Annotated in this window: 12 protein-coding genes; 3 read left to right on the top strand and 9 right to left on the bottom strand. The window is 73.4% G+C overall.

What is annotated here, in order from left to right:
* The 3 genes from ACWEN3_RS20775 to ACWEN3_RS20785 form a co-directional block, all read right to left on the bottom strand.
* On the bottom strand, positions 1-1,233 hold a 1,233-nt coding region (locus ACWEN3_RS20775; protein ID WP_452972910.1), incomplete at its 3' end, for an ATP-dependent helicase.
* Positions 1,234-1,381: 148 nt separating this feature from the next.
* The gene (locus ACWEN3_RS20780; RefSeq protein ID WP_452972913.1) at positions 1,382-4,723 is read right to left on the bottom strand and encodes an ATP-dependent helicase; all 3,342 of its coding nucleotides are present in this window, start codon (positions 4,721-4,723) and stop codon (positions 1,382-1,384) included.
* A 257-nt stretch (positions 4,724-4,980) separates the two neighbouring features.
* Positions 4,981-5,367, bottom strand: a complete 387-nt coding sequence (locus tag ACWEN3_RS20785; protein ID WP_452972915.1) for an MGMT family protein — start codon at positions 5,365-5,367, stop codon at positions 4,981-4,983.
* Between the two features lie 186 nt (positions 5,368-5,553).
* On the opposite strand from ACWEN3_RS20785, the gene ACWEN3_RS20790 reads away from it, so the two are divergent.
* The 3 genes from ACWEN3_RS20790 to ACWEN3_RS20800 all read left to right on the top strand — a co-directional run bounded on the left by ACWEN3_RS20790 (position 5,554) and on the right by ACWEN3_RS20800 (position 10,597).
* Positions 5,554-8,463 (top strand): lysylphosphatidylglycerol synthase domain-containing protein, encoded by a 2,910-nt coding sequence (locus ACWEN3_RS20790; protein WP_452972918.1) that lies wholly within the window; start codon positions 5,554-5,556, stop codon positions 8,461-8,463.
* Between the two features lie 72 nt (positions 8,464-8,535).
* Entirely contained in the window at positions 8,536-10,080 is a 1,545-nt protein-coding gene (locus ACWEN3_RS20795; protein ID WP_452972920.1) for an alpha/beta hydrolase, read from the top strand.
* Between the two features lie 124 nt (positions 10,081-10,204).
* A complete protein-coding gene (locus tag ACWEN3_RS20800; RefSeq protein ID WP_452972937.1) occupies positions 10,205-10,597 on the top strand; it encodes an NUDIX hydrolase in 393 nt (130 codons plus the stop codon).
* A gap of 108 nt (positions 10,598-10,705) precedes the next feature.
* Here the strand turns inward: ACWEN3_RS20800 and ACWEN3_RS20805 are convergent, their stop codons facing one another.
* From ACWEN3_RS20805 to ACWEN3_RS20830, 6 genes are all read right to left on the bottom strand, one after another.
* Positions 10,706-11,245, bottom strand: a complete 540-nt coding sequence (locus ACWEN3_RS20805; protein WP_452972922.1) for a hypothetical protein — start codon at positions 11,243-11,245, stop codon at positions 10,706-10,708.
* Positions 11,246-11,792: 547 nt separating this feature from the next.
* On the bottom strand, positions 11,793-12,971 hold the full coding sequence (gene moeZ, locus ACWEN3_RS20810) for an adenylyltransferase/sulfurtransferase MoeZ (RefSeq protein WP_452972924.1): 1,179 nt from the start codon (positions 12,969-12,971) through the stop codon (positions 11,793-11,795).
* Positions 12,972-13,035: 64 nt separating this feature from the next.
* Positions 13,036-13,785 carry a spherulation-specific family 4 protein gene (locus ACWEN3_RS20815; RefSeq protein ID WP_452972927.1) on the bottom strand — a complete coding sequence of 250 codons (750 nt, stop codon included), beginning with the start codon at positions 13,783-13,785 and terminating at the stop codon, positions 13,036-13,038.
* Positions 13,773-14,732, bottom strand: a complete 960-nt coding sequence (locus tag ACWEN3_RS20820; RefSeq protein ID WP_452972930.1) for an NAD-dependent epimerase/dehydratase family protein — start codon at positions 14,730-14,732, stop codon at positions 13,773-13,775. The genes ACWEN3_RS20815 and ACWEN3_RS20820 overlap by 13 nt, the downstream gene beginning before the upstream one ends.
* A 249-nt stretch (positions 14,733-14,981) precedes the next feature.
* Positions 14,982-16,061, bottom strand: a complete 1,080-nt coding sequence (locus ACWEN3_RS20825; protein ID WP_452972932.1) for a hypothetical protein — start codon at positions 16,059-16,061, stop codon at positions 14,982-14,984.
* Between the two features lie 599 nt (positions 16,062-16,660).
* On the bottom strand, positions 16,661-18,298 hold the full coding sequence (locus ACWEN3_RS20830; RefSeq protein WP_452972935.1) for a glycosyltransferase: 1,638 nt from the start codon (positions 18,296-18,298) through the stop codon (positions 16,661-16,663).
* Between the last annotated feature and the right edge of the window lie 54 nt (positions 18,299-18,352).

The following is an 18,352-nucleotide window of genomic DNA, read 5'->3' on the forward strand; positions in this document are numbered from 1 at the left end:
CCAGCGGTGGTGGAAGACGAGCGCGGCGCCGTGGTCGATGAGCCACAGACGCGGCGGCGCGGTGCCGAGCGTGGGCCACACCATGAGGTTGGAGCGGACCGTGCCGTCGCGTTCGGCGCCGGGGGCCGGGCGGAGGGCTTCCACGCCCGCGTGCATGGCGCGCAGCGGTGCGGCGAGGCCGTTGGCGAGGTCGAGGAGGCGGCCGCCGCTGCGGCGGTTCTCGCTGAGCGCCTGCCGGGTGGCGGGGCGGCCGTCGGCGTGCGCGAAGTGCCGGGGGAAGTCGTCCAGGTTGGCGACGGAGGCGCCGCGCCAGCCGTAGATGGCCTGGCAGGGGTCGCCCACGGCGGTCACCGGGTGGCCCGTGCCGCCGCCGAAGAGGCCGGCGAGCAGGACGCGCTGGGCGACGGAGGTGTCCTGGTACTCGTCCAGCAGCACCACCCGGAACTCCTCGCGGAGCAGGCGGCCGACCTCGGGGACGGCGGCGAGGCGCGCGGACAGGGCGATCTGGTCGCCGAAGTCGAGCAGGTCGCGTGCGCGCTTGGCGGCCCGGTAGCGCTGGACGAGGTCGGCGAGTTCCCGGCGGGCGGCGGCGGTCTCGGGGACCTTGCGCAGGTCGGCGTTGGTGAGCTTGGCGCCGTGGAGGGTGTCCAGCAGGTCCGCGTCCCAGGCGCGCAGGTCCTCGGGGTCGACGAGGTGTTCGGCGAGTTCGGAGTCGAGGGTGAGCAGGTCGCTGACCAGGTCGGCGAAGGAGCGGGTCAGGGCCGGGTAGGGGCCGGGCGCCTCGCGCAGGACGCGTGCGGCGAGCTGGTAGCGGGTGGCGTCGGCCAGGAGGCGGGAGGCGGGCTCCAGGCCGATGCGCAGGCCGTGGTCGGTCAGCAGCCGGCCGGCGAAGGCGTGGTACGTGGAGATGACCGGCTCTCCCGGAGGGTTGTCCGGGTCGATGGCGTCGGGGTCGGTGACGCCGGCCTTGATCAGGGCCTTGCGGACGCGTTCGGCCAGCTCGCCGGCGGCCTTGTTGGTGAAGGTGAGGCCGAGGACCTGTTCGGGGGCGACCTGCCCGGTGCCGACCAGCCAGACCACGCGGGCGGCCATCACGGTGGTCTTGCCCGATCCGGCTCCGGCCACGATCACCTGCGGGGCGGGCGGCGCGGTGATGCAGGCCGTCTGCTCCGGGGTGAACGGGATGCCGAGGAGCTCCTTGAGCTGCTCGGGGTCGGTGATACGGGCGGACATGTCGAAAGAGGCTAGCGGCGGGCACTGACAGTCGAGGACACGGCGGCCTTCCGGGACCGAAGACACGCAGGTCAGTGCGGGTGGTGCCGTGCGTCACTCCGGTGTGCGGGGGCGCATGGGTCACTCCGGTGTGCGGGCGGCGCGTGGGTCACTCCACCACGTGCCGTCCCTCGGGCCGTGCGCTGCACGAGGCGCGGAACGCGCAGTGCGTGCAGTGCTGGCCGGTGCTCGGTGCGAAACGCTCGTCGAGGACCTTCCCGGCGGCGGTGGCCAGCAGCTCGCCGACCCACTCCCCGGCCAGCGGTTCCTGGGTCTGCACCTTGGGCAGGGCGTCGCCGCCGTCGCGTTTGGCGGCGGCCTGTCTGAGGTGCACCAGTTCGGCGCCGCCCGGTTCGGGGTGGGCGTCGTCGAAGGCCGTGTCGACGGCGCCCTGCTGGACGGCGAGCTGGTAGACCGCGAGCTGGGGGTGGCGGGCCACCTCCGCCGTGCTGGGCGCCTGTTTGCCGGTCTTGAAGTCGACGACGTAGGCGCGGCCCTCGGCGTCCGTCTCGACGCGGTCCATCTGGCCGCGGATGCGGACCTGGTAGTCGCCCGCCTCCAGGGTGACGTCGAAGTCCTGCTCGCTGGCGACGGGGGTGCGCCCGACGCGGTCCAGCACGTGCCAGTTCAGGAAGCGTTCGAGCGCCACGCGCGCGTTGTCCTTCTCCTGCCGGGACTTCCAGGGCGCGTCGAAGGCGAGGGCGTTCCACACCGAGTCCAGGCGTTCCATCAGGACGTCGAGGTCGGCCGGGGTGCGGCCGGAGGCGACCTCGTCGGCGAGGACGTGGACGACGTTGCCGAAGCCCTGTGCGGCGGTGGCGGGCGCGTCGGCCTTCACCTCGCGGCCGAGGAACCACTGGAGCGCGCAGGTGTTGGCGAGCTGGTCGAGGGCGCTGCCGGAGAGCACGACGGGCTGGTCGCGGTGGCGCAGCGGCACCTTGCTCTCGGTCGGCTCGAACATGCCCCACCAGCGGTAGGGGTGCGCGGACGGCACCAGGGGGCGGCCGTCCTCGTCGGCGAGCGCGGCGAGCCGGGCGAGCCGGCGGGCGGCGGCCTCGCGCAGGGCGGCGGACCCGCGCGGATCGACGGTGGTGGCGCGCAGTTCGGCGACGAGCGCGGCCACGGACAGCGGGCGGCGGGGGCGGCCGGTGACGTCCTTCGGTTCGACGCCCAGTTCGGTCAGGAACCGGGAGGGCTGGTCGCCGTCGTCGGCGGGTGCCTTCACGGCGGTCACGACGAGGCGTTCACGCGCGCGCGTGGCGGCGACGTAGAACAGGCGGCGCTCCTCGGCGAGCAGCGCGCCCGGGGTGAGCGGTTCGGCGAGTCCGTCCCGGCCGATGCGGTCGGCCTCCAGCAGCGAGCCGCGGCGGCGCAGGTCGGGCCACAGGCCTTCCTGGACGCCAGCGACGACGACCAGCCGCCACTCCAGCCCCTTGGCGCGGTGCGCGGTCATCAGGCGTACGGCGTCGGGGCGTACCGCGCGGCGGGTGAGCGTGTCGGCGGCGATGTCCTCGGCCTCGATCTGCTCCAGGAAGTTCAGCGCGCCGCGGCCCCCGATGCGCTCCTCGGCGCGCGCTGCGGTCGCGAACAGCGCGCACACGGCGTCCAGGTCGCGGTCGGCGTTGCGGCCGGCCGCGCCGCCGCGCCGCGCGCCCCGCTCCAGGCGCCCCGGCCAGGGCGTGCCCTCCCACAGGTCCCAGAGCGCCTCTTCGGCGGTACCGCCGCCCGCGAGGCGTTCACGGGCCGTACGGAGCAGCGCGCCGAGGCGCTGGGCGCCGCGCGCGTACGCCGGGTCGTGCACGGCCAGCCGCTCGGGCTCGGCGAGCGCCTGTGCGAGCAGCTCGTCGGAGGGCGGCGGCAGCGGATTTCCGGCGGCCCGCTCCTCCTCGCGCAGGGCGCGCCCGAGGCGCCGCAGATCGGCGGTGTCCATGCCGGCGAGGGGGGAGGCGAGCAGGGTGAGGGCGGTCTCGGTGTCGAGCCAGCACGACTGAGCGGTCTGCTCGTCCGATGCCTCCTCCTCGGGGCGCTGGTCCTGTGCAGCCGCGTTGTCGTGACGCCGGGCCTCCGCCGCGGCCACCGCCCGCAGGGCCGTCAGCAGGGGCGCCACCGCCGGCTCGTGCCGCAGGGGCAGGTCGTCGCCGTCGATGTCCAGCGGGACGCCGGCCGCGGTGAGGGCGCGGCGCAGGGTCGGCAGGCGGGATCCGGCGCGTACCAGGACGGCCATCTCGCCCCAGGGGACGCCGTCCTCCAGGTGTGCGCGGCGCAGGATGTCCGCGACGTTGTCCAGTTCCGTGCCGGCGGTGGGGTACGTGTGGGCCTCTACGCGTCCCCCGTCGCGTACGGCGGCCGGCTCGCGGTGGGCGCGGACCTTGTCGGCGGGCAGCCGGGGCAGCGGCATGCGCCGGGTGACCATGCGGGTCGCCGCCAGCAGGTCGGCGCCGGAGCGGCGGGAGGTGCGCAGCACCTCGACGGGGGCGGGCCGGCCGTCCGCGCGCGCGAAGGCCGCGGGGAAGTCGAGGATGCCGTTCACGTCGGCGCCCCGGAAGGTGTAGATCGACTGGTCGGGGTCGCCGAGGGCGACCAGGGTGCGTCCGCCGCCGGCCAGGGCGTCCAGGAGCCGCACCTGGGCGGGGTCGGTGTCCTGGTACTCGTCGACGTACACGGCGTCGTAGCGGGCGGCGAGCTGTGCCGCGGCCTCGGGCCGCTGGGCGAGCAGGACGGCGCGGTGGACCAGTTCCGCGTAGTCGATCACACCCTGCAGGTCGAGCACGTCGAGGTACTCGGCGAGGAAGGCGGCGGCCGCCCGCCAGTCGGGGCGGCCGATCCGGTGGGCGAAGGCGTCCAGCGCGCCGGGGCCGAGGCCCAGCTCGCGGCTGCGGGCGAGGACGGCACGCACCTCGTCGGCGAAGCCGCGTGTGGTCAGGCAGGCGCGCAGTTCGTCCGGCCAGCGCACATGGGTCAGCCCGAGCCGCTCCAGCTCGGGCTGACCGGCGAGCAGCTCACGGACCGTGACGTCCTGCTCGGGGCCGGAGAGGAGGCGCAGCGGCTCCGCGAACAGGCCACTGTCCTGGTGGGCGCGCACCAGCGCGTAGCAGTACGAGTGGAACGTGGTCGCCCGGGGGGCACGGGCCGCGCCGATGCGCAGGGCCATGCGGTCGCGCAGGTCGACGGCGGCCTTGCGGCTGAACGTCAGCACGAGGATCCGCTCCGGGTCACCGCCCCGGGCGATCCTGGCCGCCACGGACTCGACCAGGGTGGTGGTCTTGCCGGTGCCGGGACCCGCCAGGACGAGGAGCGGTCCGGACCGGTGGTCAACCACGGCGCGCTGAGCCGCGTCCAGTGGAGGGGGGTCGGGTCGCGCCGGGCGGGTACGGACCAGTCGGTAAGCGCCACGGCTCCCCTGTCGCACCTGGGGGTGCGGCAGTCGCCTGGTGGAGGAGGAGGAGCTCACGTGGTTGGCCGGTCCTGGTGGTCGTGCTGGCGGTCGGGCGGTCACGCGTGCGAGACGGTGACCGCGGGGTGAGGGAGACGCGTGCCGACGACGCTACGCCGCCGCTCCGGTCGGAAGCAGGGCTTCCGCTTCTTCCCTCACGACACTCCGGCCACGCGGGTCTCTCGTCTCACGAACGTACGTCATGCCACGGACGTCCCCCGTGTCCCCCGTACGGACTACAGGCCCTCCCCGGTGGCATCCGATGGCGGAAGCTGTCAGGTGTGACCCTCCGCGCCCGTGTCGCCGTCCCATCGGGCCCGCCGCATGTCGAGCCGCGGCAGGTGGCCCTCGGCGCTCCTGCCCGCCTCCTTCAGCGGCGTGCCCTCGGCGCGGTAGTGCCCGAGCGCGCCCAGCTCGTGGCCCGGCAGCAGCACGCCGTCGGCCCGTACGACGCGCCACCACGGGACGGCGCCGCCGTAGAGGGACATCACACGGCCGACCTGGCGCGGGCCTCCCTCCTCCAGGAACTCGGCCACGTCGCCGTACGTCATGACCCGTCCCGGCGGAATAAGCTCGGCTACCTGAAGGACCCGCTCGGCGTACTCCGGCAGGGCGTCGGGGAATGCCTCCCGGGTGTCCTCGGCAGGGCTCTGGTCGCTCATTCGCCCCATCCTGCCGCACCCCGCCGACATCGCGGCGTGGAGCGCACACAGCGGCCCTCTCGCCCCCGGGCGGCACTTCCGGCAGACTGTGCGCCCGCGCATCCGCACCCTGATGCCCGCGCGTGTCCGTCGGGCATGCCACCATCGTGCGGGCGGTGACTGGTGATACGAGACCAAGAAGAGATCATGAAGCAGCAGGGCGTGCACCCCGAGGGCGGGGCGGCCAGCCCTGACACCGCCGTGCGCCCCGGCGCTCCCCGCCCGGGGAACGGGGACACCGATACACACCGGGCGGACACCGGTCCGCCCGCGGACCACGGCCCACGCGCGCAGGGGGACGAGGCCGGCGCTCACGGGGCGGACGGCGCGCGTGCGCGCGAGGGCGGCACGGAAGCCCATGAGACCGAGACGCACGGCACACGCGCGCGTGAGGACGACACCGCGGCCGAGGGGGCGCACATCCCGCAGAATCCGCCGGCCGACCTGAGTGCCGACGCCGACGACCCGCACGCGGAGGAAGTGGAGGGCGACGAACCGCTGCTCCCCGCGCGCGTGCACCGCCCCTCCGACCTCATGCGGCTCCTGGTGGGCCTGCTCGCCATCGTGGTACTGCTCGCGGTCGCCGCGTTCGCGCACGGCACCACCTCGGGTCTCGAACAGGACATCAACAAGGGCACCGGGCAGGCGCCCGACCTGCTGATCAGGTTCGCGGGGCTGGCGTCCAGCATCGCAATCCTCCTCGTCCCGGTCGCCTTCGCGATCGAACGGCTGATCAAACGGGACGGGCTGCGCATCGCCGACGGCGTCCTCGCGGCCGTCCTCGCCCACGGAGTGACGCTCGCCACCGACCTGTGGGTCGCGCGGGCCGCCCCGGGCTCGATCCAGGAGGCGCTCACCCAGCCCTCGCCGGGCGACCTGCACGCGCTGACCGACCCGGTGCACGGCTATCTGGCACCCGTCATCGCCTACATGACGGCCGTCGGCATGTCCCGCAGACCAAGATGGCGCGCGGTGCTGTGGATCGTGCTGCTGCTGGACGCGTTCTCCATGCTGGTCACCGGCTACACGACCCCCTTCTCGATCATCCTGACGGTGCTGATCGGCTGGACGATCGCCTACGGCACCCTCTACGCCGTCGGCTCCCCCAACGTCCGCCCCACCGGCCAGACCCTGATGGCGGGCCTCAGGCACGTCGGCTTCCACCCGGTCAGCGCGGCCCGCGAGGACGTGTCCGAGGAGAACGGCGACCGCGGGCGGCGCTACTTCGTCACCCTGGAGGACGGCCCGCCGCTGGACGTCACGGTCGTCGACCGGGAGCAGCAGGCGCAGGGCTTCTTCTACCGGGCCTGGCGCAATCTGACCCTGCGCGGCTTCGCCACCCGCTCCAGCCTCCAGTCGCTGCGCCAGGCGCTGGAGCAGGAGGCTCTGCTGGCGTACGCGGCGATCGCGGCGGGCGCCAACGCGCCCAAGCTGATCGCCACCTCGGAACTCGGCCCGGACGCGGTGATACTCGTCTACGAGCACACCGGCGGGCGCACCCTGGACTCGCTGGCCGACGAGGAGATCACCGACGAGCTGCTGCGCAACACCTGGCACCAGGTGCGCGCACTGCAGTCGCGGCGCATCGCGCACCGCAGGCTGGCCGGCGAGGCGATCCTGGTGGATCGTTCCGGCAAGGTGATCCTCGCCGAGCTGCGTGGCGGCGAGATCGCGGCCGGTGACGTACTGCTGCGCCTGGACGTGGCCCAGCTGGTCACCACGCTCGCCCTGCGGGTGGGCGCCGAGCGGGCGGTGGCCTCGGCGGTCCGGGTCCTCGGGCCCGACGCGGTCGCCGACTGCCTGCCGCTGCTCCAGCCGATCGCCCTGACGCGCTCCACGCGCGCGACGCTGCGCAGACTGGCCCGGGAGCGGGCCCAGCGCGAGCGCGACGCGGTCCTGGAGGCCACCCGGCAGACCAAGCAGGCCCCTCTGGGGGAAGCCGGGGAGCACGGCACGGACGTCCTCGAAAGGACCGACAAGAAGGCCGTACGAGCGCAGGCGCGGGCCGAGAAGAGGGCCCTTGACGAGGCGCTGGAGGAAGCGCGCGAGGAGGATCTGCTCACCCAGATCCGCCACGAGGTGCTGCGCATCAGGCCGCAGGCGCCGGTGGAGCCGGCCCGGCTGGAGCGGGTGCGGCCGCGCACCCTGATCAGTTTCATCGCCGGTGCCATCGGCGCGTACTTCCTGCTGACACAGCTCACGCACATCGAGTTCGGTCCGCTGATCGCCAACGCCCAGTGGGGCTGGGTCGCGGCGGCCGTGGCGTTCTCGGCGCTCAGCTACGTCGCGGCGGCGATGCAGCTCCTGGGGTTCGTGCCGGAGCGGGTGCCGTTCCTGCGGGGTGTGGCCGCGCAGGTGGCCGGCTCGTTCGTGAAGATCGTGGCACCCGCCGCGGTCGGCGGTGTGGCCCTCAACACGCGGTATCTGCAGCGCGCGGGGGTGCGTCCGGGGCTCGCCGTGGCGAGCGTGGGCGCGTCGCAGCTGGCCGGGCTCGGCTGCCACATCCTGATGCTGCTGTCCTTCGGCTATCTCACCGGCACCGAGAAGACCCCGTCGCTGTCGCCGTCCCGCACGGTCATCGCCGGTCTGCTGACGGTGGCGGTGCTGGTGCTCGTCGTGACCTCCGTGCCGTTCCTGCGGAAATTCGTCGTCACGCGCGTGAGGTCGCTGTTCGCCGGCGTCGTGCCCCGCATCCTCGACGTGCTGCAGCGGCCGCAGAAGCTCGTCACCGGCATCGGCGGCATCCTGCTGCTGACGTTCTGCTTCGTGATGTGCCTGGACGCCTCCGTCCGGGCGTTCGGCGACGGCTCGACCTCGCTGAGCATCGCCAGCGTCGCCGTCGTCTTCCTCGCCGGCAACGCGCTCGGGTCCGCGGCGCCCACCCCGGGCGGCGTCGGCGCGGTCGAGGCGACGCTGACGGTCGGTCTGATCGCCGTCGGACTGCCCAAGGAGGTCGCCGCCCCGGCCGTCCTGCTGTACCGGCTGCTGACGCTGTGGCTGCCCGTGCTGCCGGGCTGGCTGGCCTTCAACCACCTGAGCCGCAAGGGCGCCCTGTAGCAGCGGCCGGCCGCATACCTCGTACGGCCCGTGCCCCGCGCGGGCCGGCGTGCGCGGGCCCAGGATGGAACCATGGCCAATCCCTCCAGGCTGCGTGCCGCCGCCCTCACCACGACCGCCGTGCTGCTGGCCGCGCTGCTGGCCGGGTGCGGCGACGACGCCAGGGACGGGGACCTCACGGCGCAGAAGCTGGACTGGAAGGACTGCCCCGCCCCGTCCGAGGCGGAGGGCGGCGGCGGTGTCCCCTCCCCGCTGCCGAACGGCGCCAAGTGGCAGTGCGCCACCATGCAGGCCCCCCTGGACTGGAGCAAGCCCAAGGGGGACACGATCGGCATCGCGCTGATCCGCGCCAAGGCCAGTGGACCCGCGAGCAAGCGGATCGGCTCGCTCGTGTTCAACTTCGGCGGGCCCGGCGGCAGCGGCGTCACCACGCTGCCCGCGTTCGGTGACGACTACGCGGCCCTGCGCACCCGCTACGACCTCGTCAGCTTCGACCCGCGCGGGGTCGGCCGCAGCGCACCGGTCGAGTGCAAGAACGACGCCCAGCTCGACTCGTACTTCCAGCAGGACGCCACGCCCGACAACGCCGCCGAGCGCGCCCAACTCATCGATCGCACCAAGCAGTTCAACGCCGCCTGCGAGAGGAACTCCAAGAAGGTCCTGCCGCAGGTGCGCACCACCGACGCGGCCCGCGACATGGACCTGATGCGCCAGGTCCTGGGCGACGCCAAGCTGCACTACTTCGGCATCTCCTACGGCACCGAACTCGGCGGCGTCTACGCCCACCTGTTCCCCAAGAACGTCGGCCGGGCCGTCTTCGACGCCGTCGTCGACCCGACGCAGAACCCCGAGCAGAGCGCGCTCGGACAGGCCAAGGGCTTCCAGCTCGCGCTCGACAACTTCGCCGAGGACTGCACGTCGAAGCAGACGGAGTGCCCGATCGGGAACACCCCGGAGGACGTCAAGAACCGCATCGCAACACTGCTGAACGACCTGGAGAAGAAGCCGATCCCCGGCATCTTCCCGCGCCAGCTCACCCAGACCGCCGCGACCAACGGCATCGCGCAGTCCCTGTACTCCAAGGATTTCTGGGAGTACCTCACCGAGGGCCTGGAGCAGGCGTACGACGGCGACGGCAGGGTCCTCATGCTGCTGTCCGACTCGATGAACGGCCGCACCGAGGACGGCCGGTACAGCAACATCACCGCGGCGAACGTGGCGATCAACTGCGCCGACGAGAAGCCGCGGTACACGACCGACTTCGTGCAGCAGAAGCTGCCCGAGTTCCACGCCGCCTCACCGCTGTTCGGGGACTTCCTGGCCTGGGGCATGGTCAGCTGCACCAACTGGGCCGTGCCGGGTGCCGCCGACCACCCCGACGTCAGCGCGCCCGGGTCGGCGCCCATCCTCGTCGTCGGCAACACCGGCGACCCGGCCACCCCGTACGAGGGCGCGAAGAAGATGGTGGACGCGCTCGGCAAGGGCGTCGCCGTGGAGCTGACGTACAAGGGCCAGGGGCACGGCGCGTACGACAGCAAGAACATGTGCGTGCAGAGCGCCGTGAACGGCTATCTACTGGACGGAAAGGTGCCGCCGGCCGGCACCGTCTGCTCCTGATCACCGGATCAGTAGACCGGCGAGTCAGGCAATCTGCCGCGTGACCTGCTGCTTTTCCGTACCGTCACGCCCCCTGGGCCGTCGTGGGGCCGTCACCGGCGTCCGGGGCGCATACGAAGACTCGATCCACCGCCTCGCGGGTGCGCTTCTGATCCACAGGACCGACAACGACCTGTGGGCCCTGCCCGGAGGCGGCATCGACCTGGGCGAGTCAGCCCCCGACGCGGCTGTACGCGAGACGAAGGAAGAGACCGGGTTCGACGTGGAGGTGACCGGCCTGGTCGGGATCTACACGCATCCCGGGCACGTCATGGCGTACGACGACGGCGAGGTTCGCCAGCAGTTCTCCATCTGCTTCCACGCCCGCATCATCGGCGGCCGGCTGCGGACGAGCAGTGAGGGCAAGGAAGTCGCGTTCGTGGACCCGGGCAGGCTGGACGAGTTGAGCATCCACCCGTCGATGCGCATGTGGATCGAGCACGGTTCGGCCGACCGGAACGAGCCCTACCCCGGCTGAACTCCTGCACGGCAGCGCGGGACGTTTCCGCAGGCCAGCGCTTTGCCAGGTCAGCATAGGCCCGTGTACGCGCTCTTCCGAGCCGGGGCTGTGGCTGAGGCCGTGGCTTCAGATACCGCGCTCTGCCGGCACACGGAACACCGGTCCTCGGGCGCCCAGCAGCCCTGGCACGGTCTGCCACAGGTCTGCCCCGTTCACCCGCTCCCATTCCGCGGTCGCCCGGGACTGCGCCCACTGGGCCACGGCCACCGGAACCAGCATGACGGGCGGCATCAGCTGATGCGATGCCAGGCCGATGAGCATCATCCAGCAGACCGCGACACCCACGAATCCGGCCGTGCGCCGTAGCGACAGCCGCTGCGCCGCGTCCTCGCCGGTGTGCGGTTGTTGTTCGGCGCTGTCGATCCGCGCGGCATGCTCGTACGTGCGGCGAAGGCGGGCGGGCAGGCGGAAGCGCAGCGGCAGAAGCACCAGGGACACAAGAGCCACCGCAACTGATCCCACCAGGAGGGTCTCCAGCCGGCGAGCCGTACCGATCAAGACCAGCAGCAGCCCTTCGGACAGCACCGCGCCGCCGACCATCATCGATGCGCACGCCTGCTGGAAGTACACCACCCTTATCAGCCCGGGTCTGGCGTCCTCGGTCATCGTCCCAGCTCTCTACCCGTACACCCGCACGGGCAGGGAAGATCCAACGCCGGGTGGAGCGCGGCGTCAACAGACCGCGTGTCAGAACATCGCCAAGACTGTCGGGCCCAGCTCTCCTAGGCACACACGAGCAGCCGTAGGCGTGGGTGCGGGGACGCTCTTCACGATTGGCGCGGCCCTCGCTGCAGCGGCGAGGAGAGGGCTCCGGACAGCAGCGGAGTACGGCAGCCGGCCCCTGCGTGACGACGCCGACGCGCAGCGATGGACGAGCACGGACGCCTGCGGACCATCAACGCAGGTGACAGGGACGCCCGCCCAGGGCCCAGCCCTCACCCAAGTTGCTTCGGGACGAAGGGATCAGTCGTCCGTGTCTTCTGGACCGACATCGCCGAAGACACTTCTGTAGTCACCGCTCCGGACAAGGTTCAGGAGTGAGTGCTGCCGCACAGTCGTTTCCTGCGCGACCGGCGACGGCAGAAGCCCACGGCATCCGAACTGGTCAGATGCCGTGGGCTTCCTCGGGCTCACTGGTGGGCGGGGCCGTTGATCAGTAGACCGGCTTGTGGGGCTCGATCTGGTTGACCCAGCCGATGACTCCGCCGCCGACGTGGACGGCGTCGGCGAAGCCCGCGGACTTCAGGACGGCGAGGACTTCCGCACTGCGGACACCCGTCTTGCAGTGCAGGACGATCTTCCGGTCCTGCGGGAGGTTCTCCAGGGCGCTGCCCATGAGGAACTCGTTCTTCGGGATCAGCCTGGCGCCCGGGATGGAGACGATCTCGTACTCGTTCGGCTCGCGGACGTCGATGATCTCGATGTTCTCGCCGTCGTCGATCCACTCCTTGAGCTGCTTGGGAGTGATCGTGGAGTCGGCGGCCGCCGCCTGGGCCTCCTCGGAGACGACGCCGCAGAAGGCCTCGTAGTCGATGAGCTCGGTGACGGTGGGGTTCTCGCCGCAGACCGCGCAGTTCGGGTCCTTGCGGACCTTGACCTGGCGGTACTGCATCTCCAGGGCGTCGTAGATCATCAGACGGCCGACCAGCGGCTCGCCGATGCCCGCGAGGAGCTTGATGGCCTCGTTGACCTGGATGGAGCCGATGGACGCGCACAGCACGCCCAGCACGCCGCCCTCGGCGCAGGAGGGGACCATGCCGGGGGGCGGGGGCTCCGGGTAGAGGCAGCGGTAGCAGGGGCCGTGCTCGGACCAGAAGACGGAGGCCTGGCCGTCGAAGCGGTAGATCGAACCCCAGACGTACGGCTTGTTCAGCAGCACGCACGCGTCGTTGACCAGGTAGCGGGTCGCGAAGTTGTCGGTGCCGTCGACGATCAGGTCGTACTGGCTGAAGATGTCCATCACGTTGTCGGCCTCGAGCCGCTCCTCGTGAAGGATCACGTCCACGTACGGGTTGATGCCCTTGACGCTGTCACGCGCGGACTCGGCCTTGGAGCGGCCGATGTCGGACTGGCTGTGGATGATCTGGCGCTGCAGGTTCGACTCGTCGACCTCGTCGAACTCCACGATGCCGAGGGTGCCGACGCCCGCGGCGGCCAGGTACATCAGGGCCGGCGAGCCCAGGCCACCGGCGCCCACACACAGCACCTTGGCGTTCTTCAGCCGCTTCTGCCCGTCCATGCCCACATCGGGGATGATCAGGTGGCGGGAGTACCTGCGAACCTCGTCTACGGTGAGCTCGGAAGCCGGCTCGACCAGGGGTGGCAGCGACACGGGGACTCCGTTGGTCGGTCGATCACTACAAGTGGTTCTCCCTGTAACACTGCCACGGCCTCCTTCATTCCGAGACACCCGTTCCGATACGCGAGACGATTTCGTCCCAGTACCCGGGCATGGTCTCCCACGGGTCCGCGCGGCCACGGCGATCGGTGTGGTCCGTGAAGTAGATCGTCGCCGCTCCCTGCCAGCGCGCGATGCGCAGCGCCTCCTCCAGGTGGCCGCGGGGCACGCTGTGCACGAAGTGGCAGAACCGGTCGGGCGGGTAGTCGGCGGTCCACTCGGCGACCTGCGACCAGCGGTAGTCGGACCAGGAGCCGGAGAAGGTCACCAGCTGGTCGGCGTTCTCGGCGTAGCCCGGGTGCGGGTGGCTGCCGTGGCCGAGCACGATGTGGGCGGTGTGGCTGATCGTCCTGAGCGTGGCGATGACGCGGCGGACCTCGGGGAGCGCGTCGCGCTCGACGGGGCAGCGGTCCAGGAGGAAGCCGTCGACCCGGTACCAGTCGAGATGGCGCTGGGCGTCGGCGAGCAGGTCGCCGACGGCACGGAAGCCGTGGGTGAGGTCCAGGTGGCCGAGGACGCGGACGCCGGCCCCGCGCAGCCGGCCCGCCGCCTCCAGGCAGTGCGGGTCGGGGCGGGTGCCGGGTCCGGCGGCCACGTCGAGGACCACCCAGTCCAGCGGGGTGCCGGGGCGGGCGAGCTCGGCCCACTGGGCGGGCGCGACGAGCGGGTGGGCGTAACCGGGGACGCCGAGGGCGGTACGGACGCCGGTGCTGGTGGTGCCGGTGGTGGTGCTGGTCAGATGCGGCATGCCGCCTCCATCCAGATGTCGGCCAGGGATTCTTCGAGGTTGATGCGGGGCCGCCAGCCGAGCCGGTCGCGCGCGGTGCGCACGTCGGCCTGCTGCCAGCTGCCGCAGCCGTCCGGGTACGGGTACGCCACCGGGCCCGCGTGCTCGGAATCGGCGCGGGGGTGGCCGATGGCGCTGCGCAGGGGGCCGGGCGGGGAGTCGAGTTCGTGCAGGGTGCCGCCGTAGCCGGCCACGCGCGCGAGGACGGTGGCGGCGTCCCTGAGGCGTACGGCGCGGCCGGAGCCGATGTTGATGACGCCCTGCGCGGCGGAGAGCGAGGCGGCGTGGACGGCGCGGGCGACGTCGCGTACGTCGACGAAGTCCCGCTGGGCTCCGAGCCCGCCGAGCTTGAGTTCGCCGTCGCCGGACTGCATGGCGCGGCGCATGGCCTCGGCGAGGCGGCCGAGCGGGGAGCCGGCGGGGGTGCCGGGTCCGGCGGGCGAGAAGACGCGCAGCACCACGGCGTCGAGGCCGGAGCCGAGGACCAGTTCGGTGGCGGCGAGCTTGCTGACGCCGTACGGGCCGCCGGGGCGGGGCACCGCGTCCTCGGCCGTGGACGAGCCGGGCTGGCTCGGGCCGTACTCGGAGCTGCACCCGATCTGCACCAGCCGGGCGCCGCAGCCGCTGCGGCGCAGGGCCTCGCAGACGGTGGCGACGGCGACGGTGTTGTGCCGGGTGAGTTCGCGGGCGCCGCCACGGGTGGCGCCCGCGCAGTTGACGACGACTCCGGGGTGGACCGCGTCGAGGAAGCGGGTGAGCGCGCCCGGGCTGCCGGTGGCGAGGTCGAAGCGGACGTCGGCGTCGTCGCCGCGGCCGAGCGCGGTGAGCTGGACGGCCGGGTCGGCGAGCAGGCGGTCGGCGACGAAGCGGCCGAGGTATCCGTTGGCTCCGATCAGCAGGACCCTCATCGTGCGGCTCCCGGGGTGTGCGCGCGGGCGGGGCCGGCCGTGGCGGGGGCTCCGGCGGCTGCTGCGGGCGCTCCGGGGGTTCCGGTGGCTCCGGACGCTCCGGGTCGGGAGGTGGTCATCTGGTCTTCTCCTTCAAGGGGGTGGTGCTGGTGCCTGGGTCGGCGTGCCGGGCGTCTGCGGCCGCCGCCCGGTGCGGTCGCGCGCTGCGGGCGGTGGACGAGGTGCTCCGGGCGGGCCGGTGACGTGGGTTCACTCGGGCGCTCCCGTGGGCGCGTGGGCCGAGGCCCGGGTGAGGGTGCGGCCGGCGTGGAGCAGCAGGGCGAGGGCCGCGATGCCGCAGGCGAGGGCCGGAACGGCGGCTTCGCCCCAGGCGTCCACGAGGCCCTCGACGGGCGCCGCCAGGAGGCCGCAGTGGGGCAGGCGGCCGGTCAGGACCAGGGCGACGGCCAGCGCCTCCGTGGCCGCCGCGGCGCCGAGCGCGTAGAGGGGGGCGCGCCGGTGGTGGTGCACGGTGAGCAGGCGGGCGAGCAGCAGCAGGGCGCCCAGGGTGAGGGCCTGCGGGTAGGCCGCGGGTTCGCGCAGGACCGAGCCGCACAGCAGGAGCAGTGCGGTGAGGGTGCCGAGGAACAGGGTGAGGCTGCCGAACAGCAGCGGTTTGGCCGCGGCCGTGAAGTCCCCCAGGCCCCGGCTGCCGGAGAGCCTGCGGCGGGCGCCCGCGGTGAGGAGGTGGGCGCACCACGCGGCGGGGGCGCAGGCCAGGGCGAGGGCCAGGGCGGGCGCGGCGGCCGTGGGCCAGGGGCCGTCCGGGGCGCCGGTAGGCGGGGTGTCGGGGCCGCCGGTCAGGACGTCGTGCAGGAGGCCGTCGCCGAAGAGGGCGTACCCGAGGAGCCAGAGGGTCCAGGCGTCCGTGCCGGTGACCGTCTGCCACGCGCGCGTGCCGGGCGGACTGGCGAGGGGCCCGTGGCGCAGTGCCGCGCGGGTGGCGAGGGCGACGGCGAGGATGCCGCCGACGGCCACGAGCAGGCGGGGATCTCCGTGGGTGAGGCGCACTCCGGCCACCGTGGCCGCGCCGAGGGCACCGGGCAGGAGGGTGAGCAGGACCCAGCCGGCGCGGACGCGGGGCACGGGCAGCCGCTCGGGCTCCGGGAGGGGTTCGGCGCCCCGCGGCACGCGCGCGTACAGCTCTTCGGCGAGCGAGAAGACGTCGCGGTGGCGGAAGCGGGCGGCGGTCCGGTCGGTGATGCCGTGCGCCTCCAGCCCGGCGGCGATCTCCAACGGGTCCACGGCCCGCTCGCACAGCTCCCGGTGCCGGTGCAGCAGCGCCTTCACGGGGTCTACGGCCCCGCGCCGGGGGGCGGCTCTACGGCCACTGTCCGGCCCAGGGGCCGTGGGCTCCGCCCGGCCGGTGCGCGTGGCGTGCCCGCCGGGCGTGACGGCCGAGGTCGGCCGCCGGTGCGGGCCGCTTGCGGGGGCCTCGGGCGAGCGAGGCTCACCGGTGGCCGTACGCGGTTCGCCGACGGCCGTGCATCTCTCGCCGATGGCCGTCGGCGTTTGGCCAACTGGCGCGGAAGCTCGGCCAGTAGCCGTCTGTTCGCCAATGATCGTGAGCGGTCCGCCGGCCGGGGCCTCAGCCGAGCAGGACCCGCCCCCCGGCGCCGTGTGCGTTCCGCCGATCGAGGTCTCGGACGCCACGAACGGCCCGCCGGCCGACGCCTCCCACAAGTGCGACTCCCTCATCGACGCCCGAGAACCGTGGGCCACTTCAGAGGCCACGGCATCGCAGGCATCGGCCACCCCGAAGCCATCGGCGGCCTCATACGCCTCGGTCACCCCCAACCCCCCGGAACCCCCGGCCCACTCCCCGGCGCCGGGAGGCATCCCGGGTGTGTCCGGCCCGTCCGCGCCGCCCGGCGCGGTCGTTTCGCTCATCACGCCCCCTCCCTGACCGTCGCCGGCGTGGCGCGTACCGGTGCGCCCATGACCCGGCCGGGGACGCCCCGGGGCAGGACGCGGGCCGTGGGGCCGGTCCAGCGGCCCAGGACGTGGGACTCGGGAGGCGTGGCGAACGGCAACGGGGCGCCGGCGTCGTCGAGAACGACCCGGCGCACCGGGCAGTGCGAGACGATCTCCAGGTAGATGCCGCGGAATGCCGCGATGTTCTGCTCGACGGTGAACAGCTCGAGCGCGCGGGCGCGCGCGGCGGCGCCGAGGCGCGCACGGCGCTCGGGGTCGCGCAGCAGCGCCACGCACGCGTCGGCGAGCGCCCGCGGATTGCGCGGGGGCACGACGAGTCCCGTGCCGCCGATGGCCTCCACGACCGCGCCGACGTCCGTGGAGACGGTGGCCCGGCCGCAGAACATGGCCTCGACGAGGCCGATCGGGAAGCCCTCCACCACGCTGGAGAGCACGACGACGGCGGCGGCCGCGTACGCGTCGGGCAGCGTGGGCGCCTCCGGGCCGCCGATCTCCTCGAAGGAGACGGGGTTGTCGCCGATGTCGTGGGCGCCCTCCGCCTCGTCCGGGAAGAGCTGCGCGGCGAGCACCCGGCAGTGGCCGAGGTACGCCTCCCCCTCGGGCCCGGTGGGCGAGCCGACGATCCGCAGGCGGACCTTGGGCTCCTCCTTGCGGACCTCGGCGAAGGCGTGCAGCAGCGAGACCAGGTCCTTGGCGGGTTCGACGCGCCCGACCCAGACCAGCGTGTCCGGGTCCGCGCGGTCCGGGGACTCGCCGACCTCCGTGAAGTGGTCGGCCTCCATGCCGGGGTACACCGTGCGGATCCGGAACCGCTGGGCGCCGCACCGCTCCTGCCAGCGGCGGGCGTGCGCGTTGCCCGGGGTGAGGATCTCGGACCGGCGGTAGACCTCGGCGGCGAGCCGGCCGTGGAAGGCGGCGAGCAGGGCGCGTACGGCGGGGGCGGCGGCGCCGGGACCGAGGGCCAGGTAGTGCGAGCGGAGCTGCACGCCGTACTCGGTGACCAGCAGCGGCACGCCGGAGAAGTGCCGGGCGAGCAGCCCGGGGAGGGCGGCTGGGCCGCCGGCGGTGGCGTGGCAGAGGTCGGCCGCGCCGAGGGCGTCGTCGCCGTACCAGTCGAGGGAGAGGGGGCGCAGGGCGCGTTCGAGGTGTGCGGTGACGGTGAGCAGGTCGGGTACGCGCGCCTCGCGCGCCGTGCGCAGCGCCGAGGGGGCGCGGCAGGCGTGCTCCAGGGTGCGTACCGCGGCGTCGGAGCGCAGGGCGCCGACGAGTCCGCCCTCGTCGCGGGCGAGTTCGGCGAGGCCGTACAGAGCGTTGGCGAAACGGTCCGCCAGGGCGGCGGACGCGGCGCCGTCGGCATTGGACACGGCACCGGCGGGCTCGGTCGCGGCGCACATCGCGCCGACCAGTTCCCCGTAGCACTCGGTGAAGCGCCGGCGCACGCGCCGTCCGTACGCGACGCCGTTGTCCTCGGCCGTCCACAGCGGCGCCGTACGCACCCGGCCGACCTGCGGTGGGAGGGGGACCCAGCCCTGGGCCTCCTGGTCCTGGCTGCGGCTGAGGGCGTAGATGTTCGCCATGGCCGTGGTGGTCATCGTGAGCGGTTACGCATACGTCGGGGTGTCCATGCTGGACCGGTTGCCGCCCGG

It is taken from the genome of Streptomyces sp. NPDC004561 (assembly GCF_053602155.1).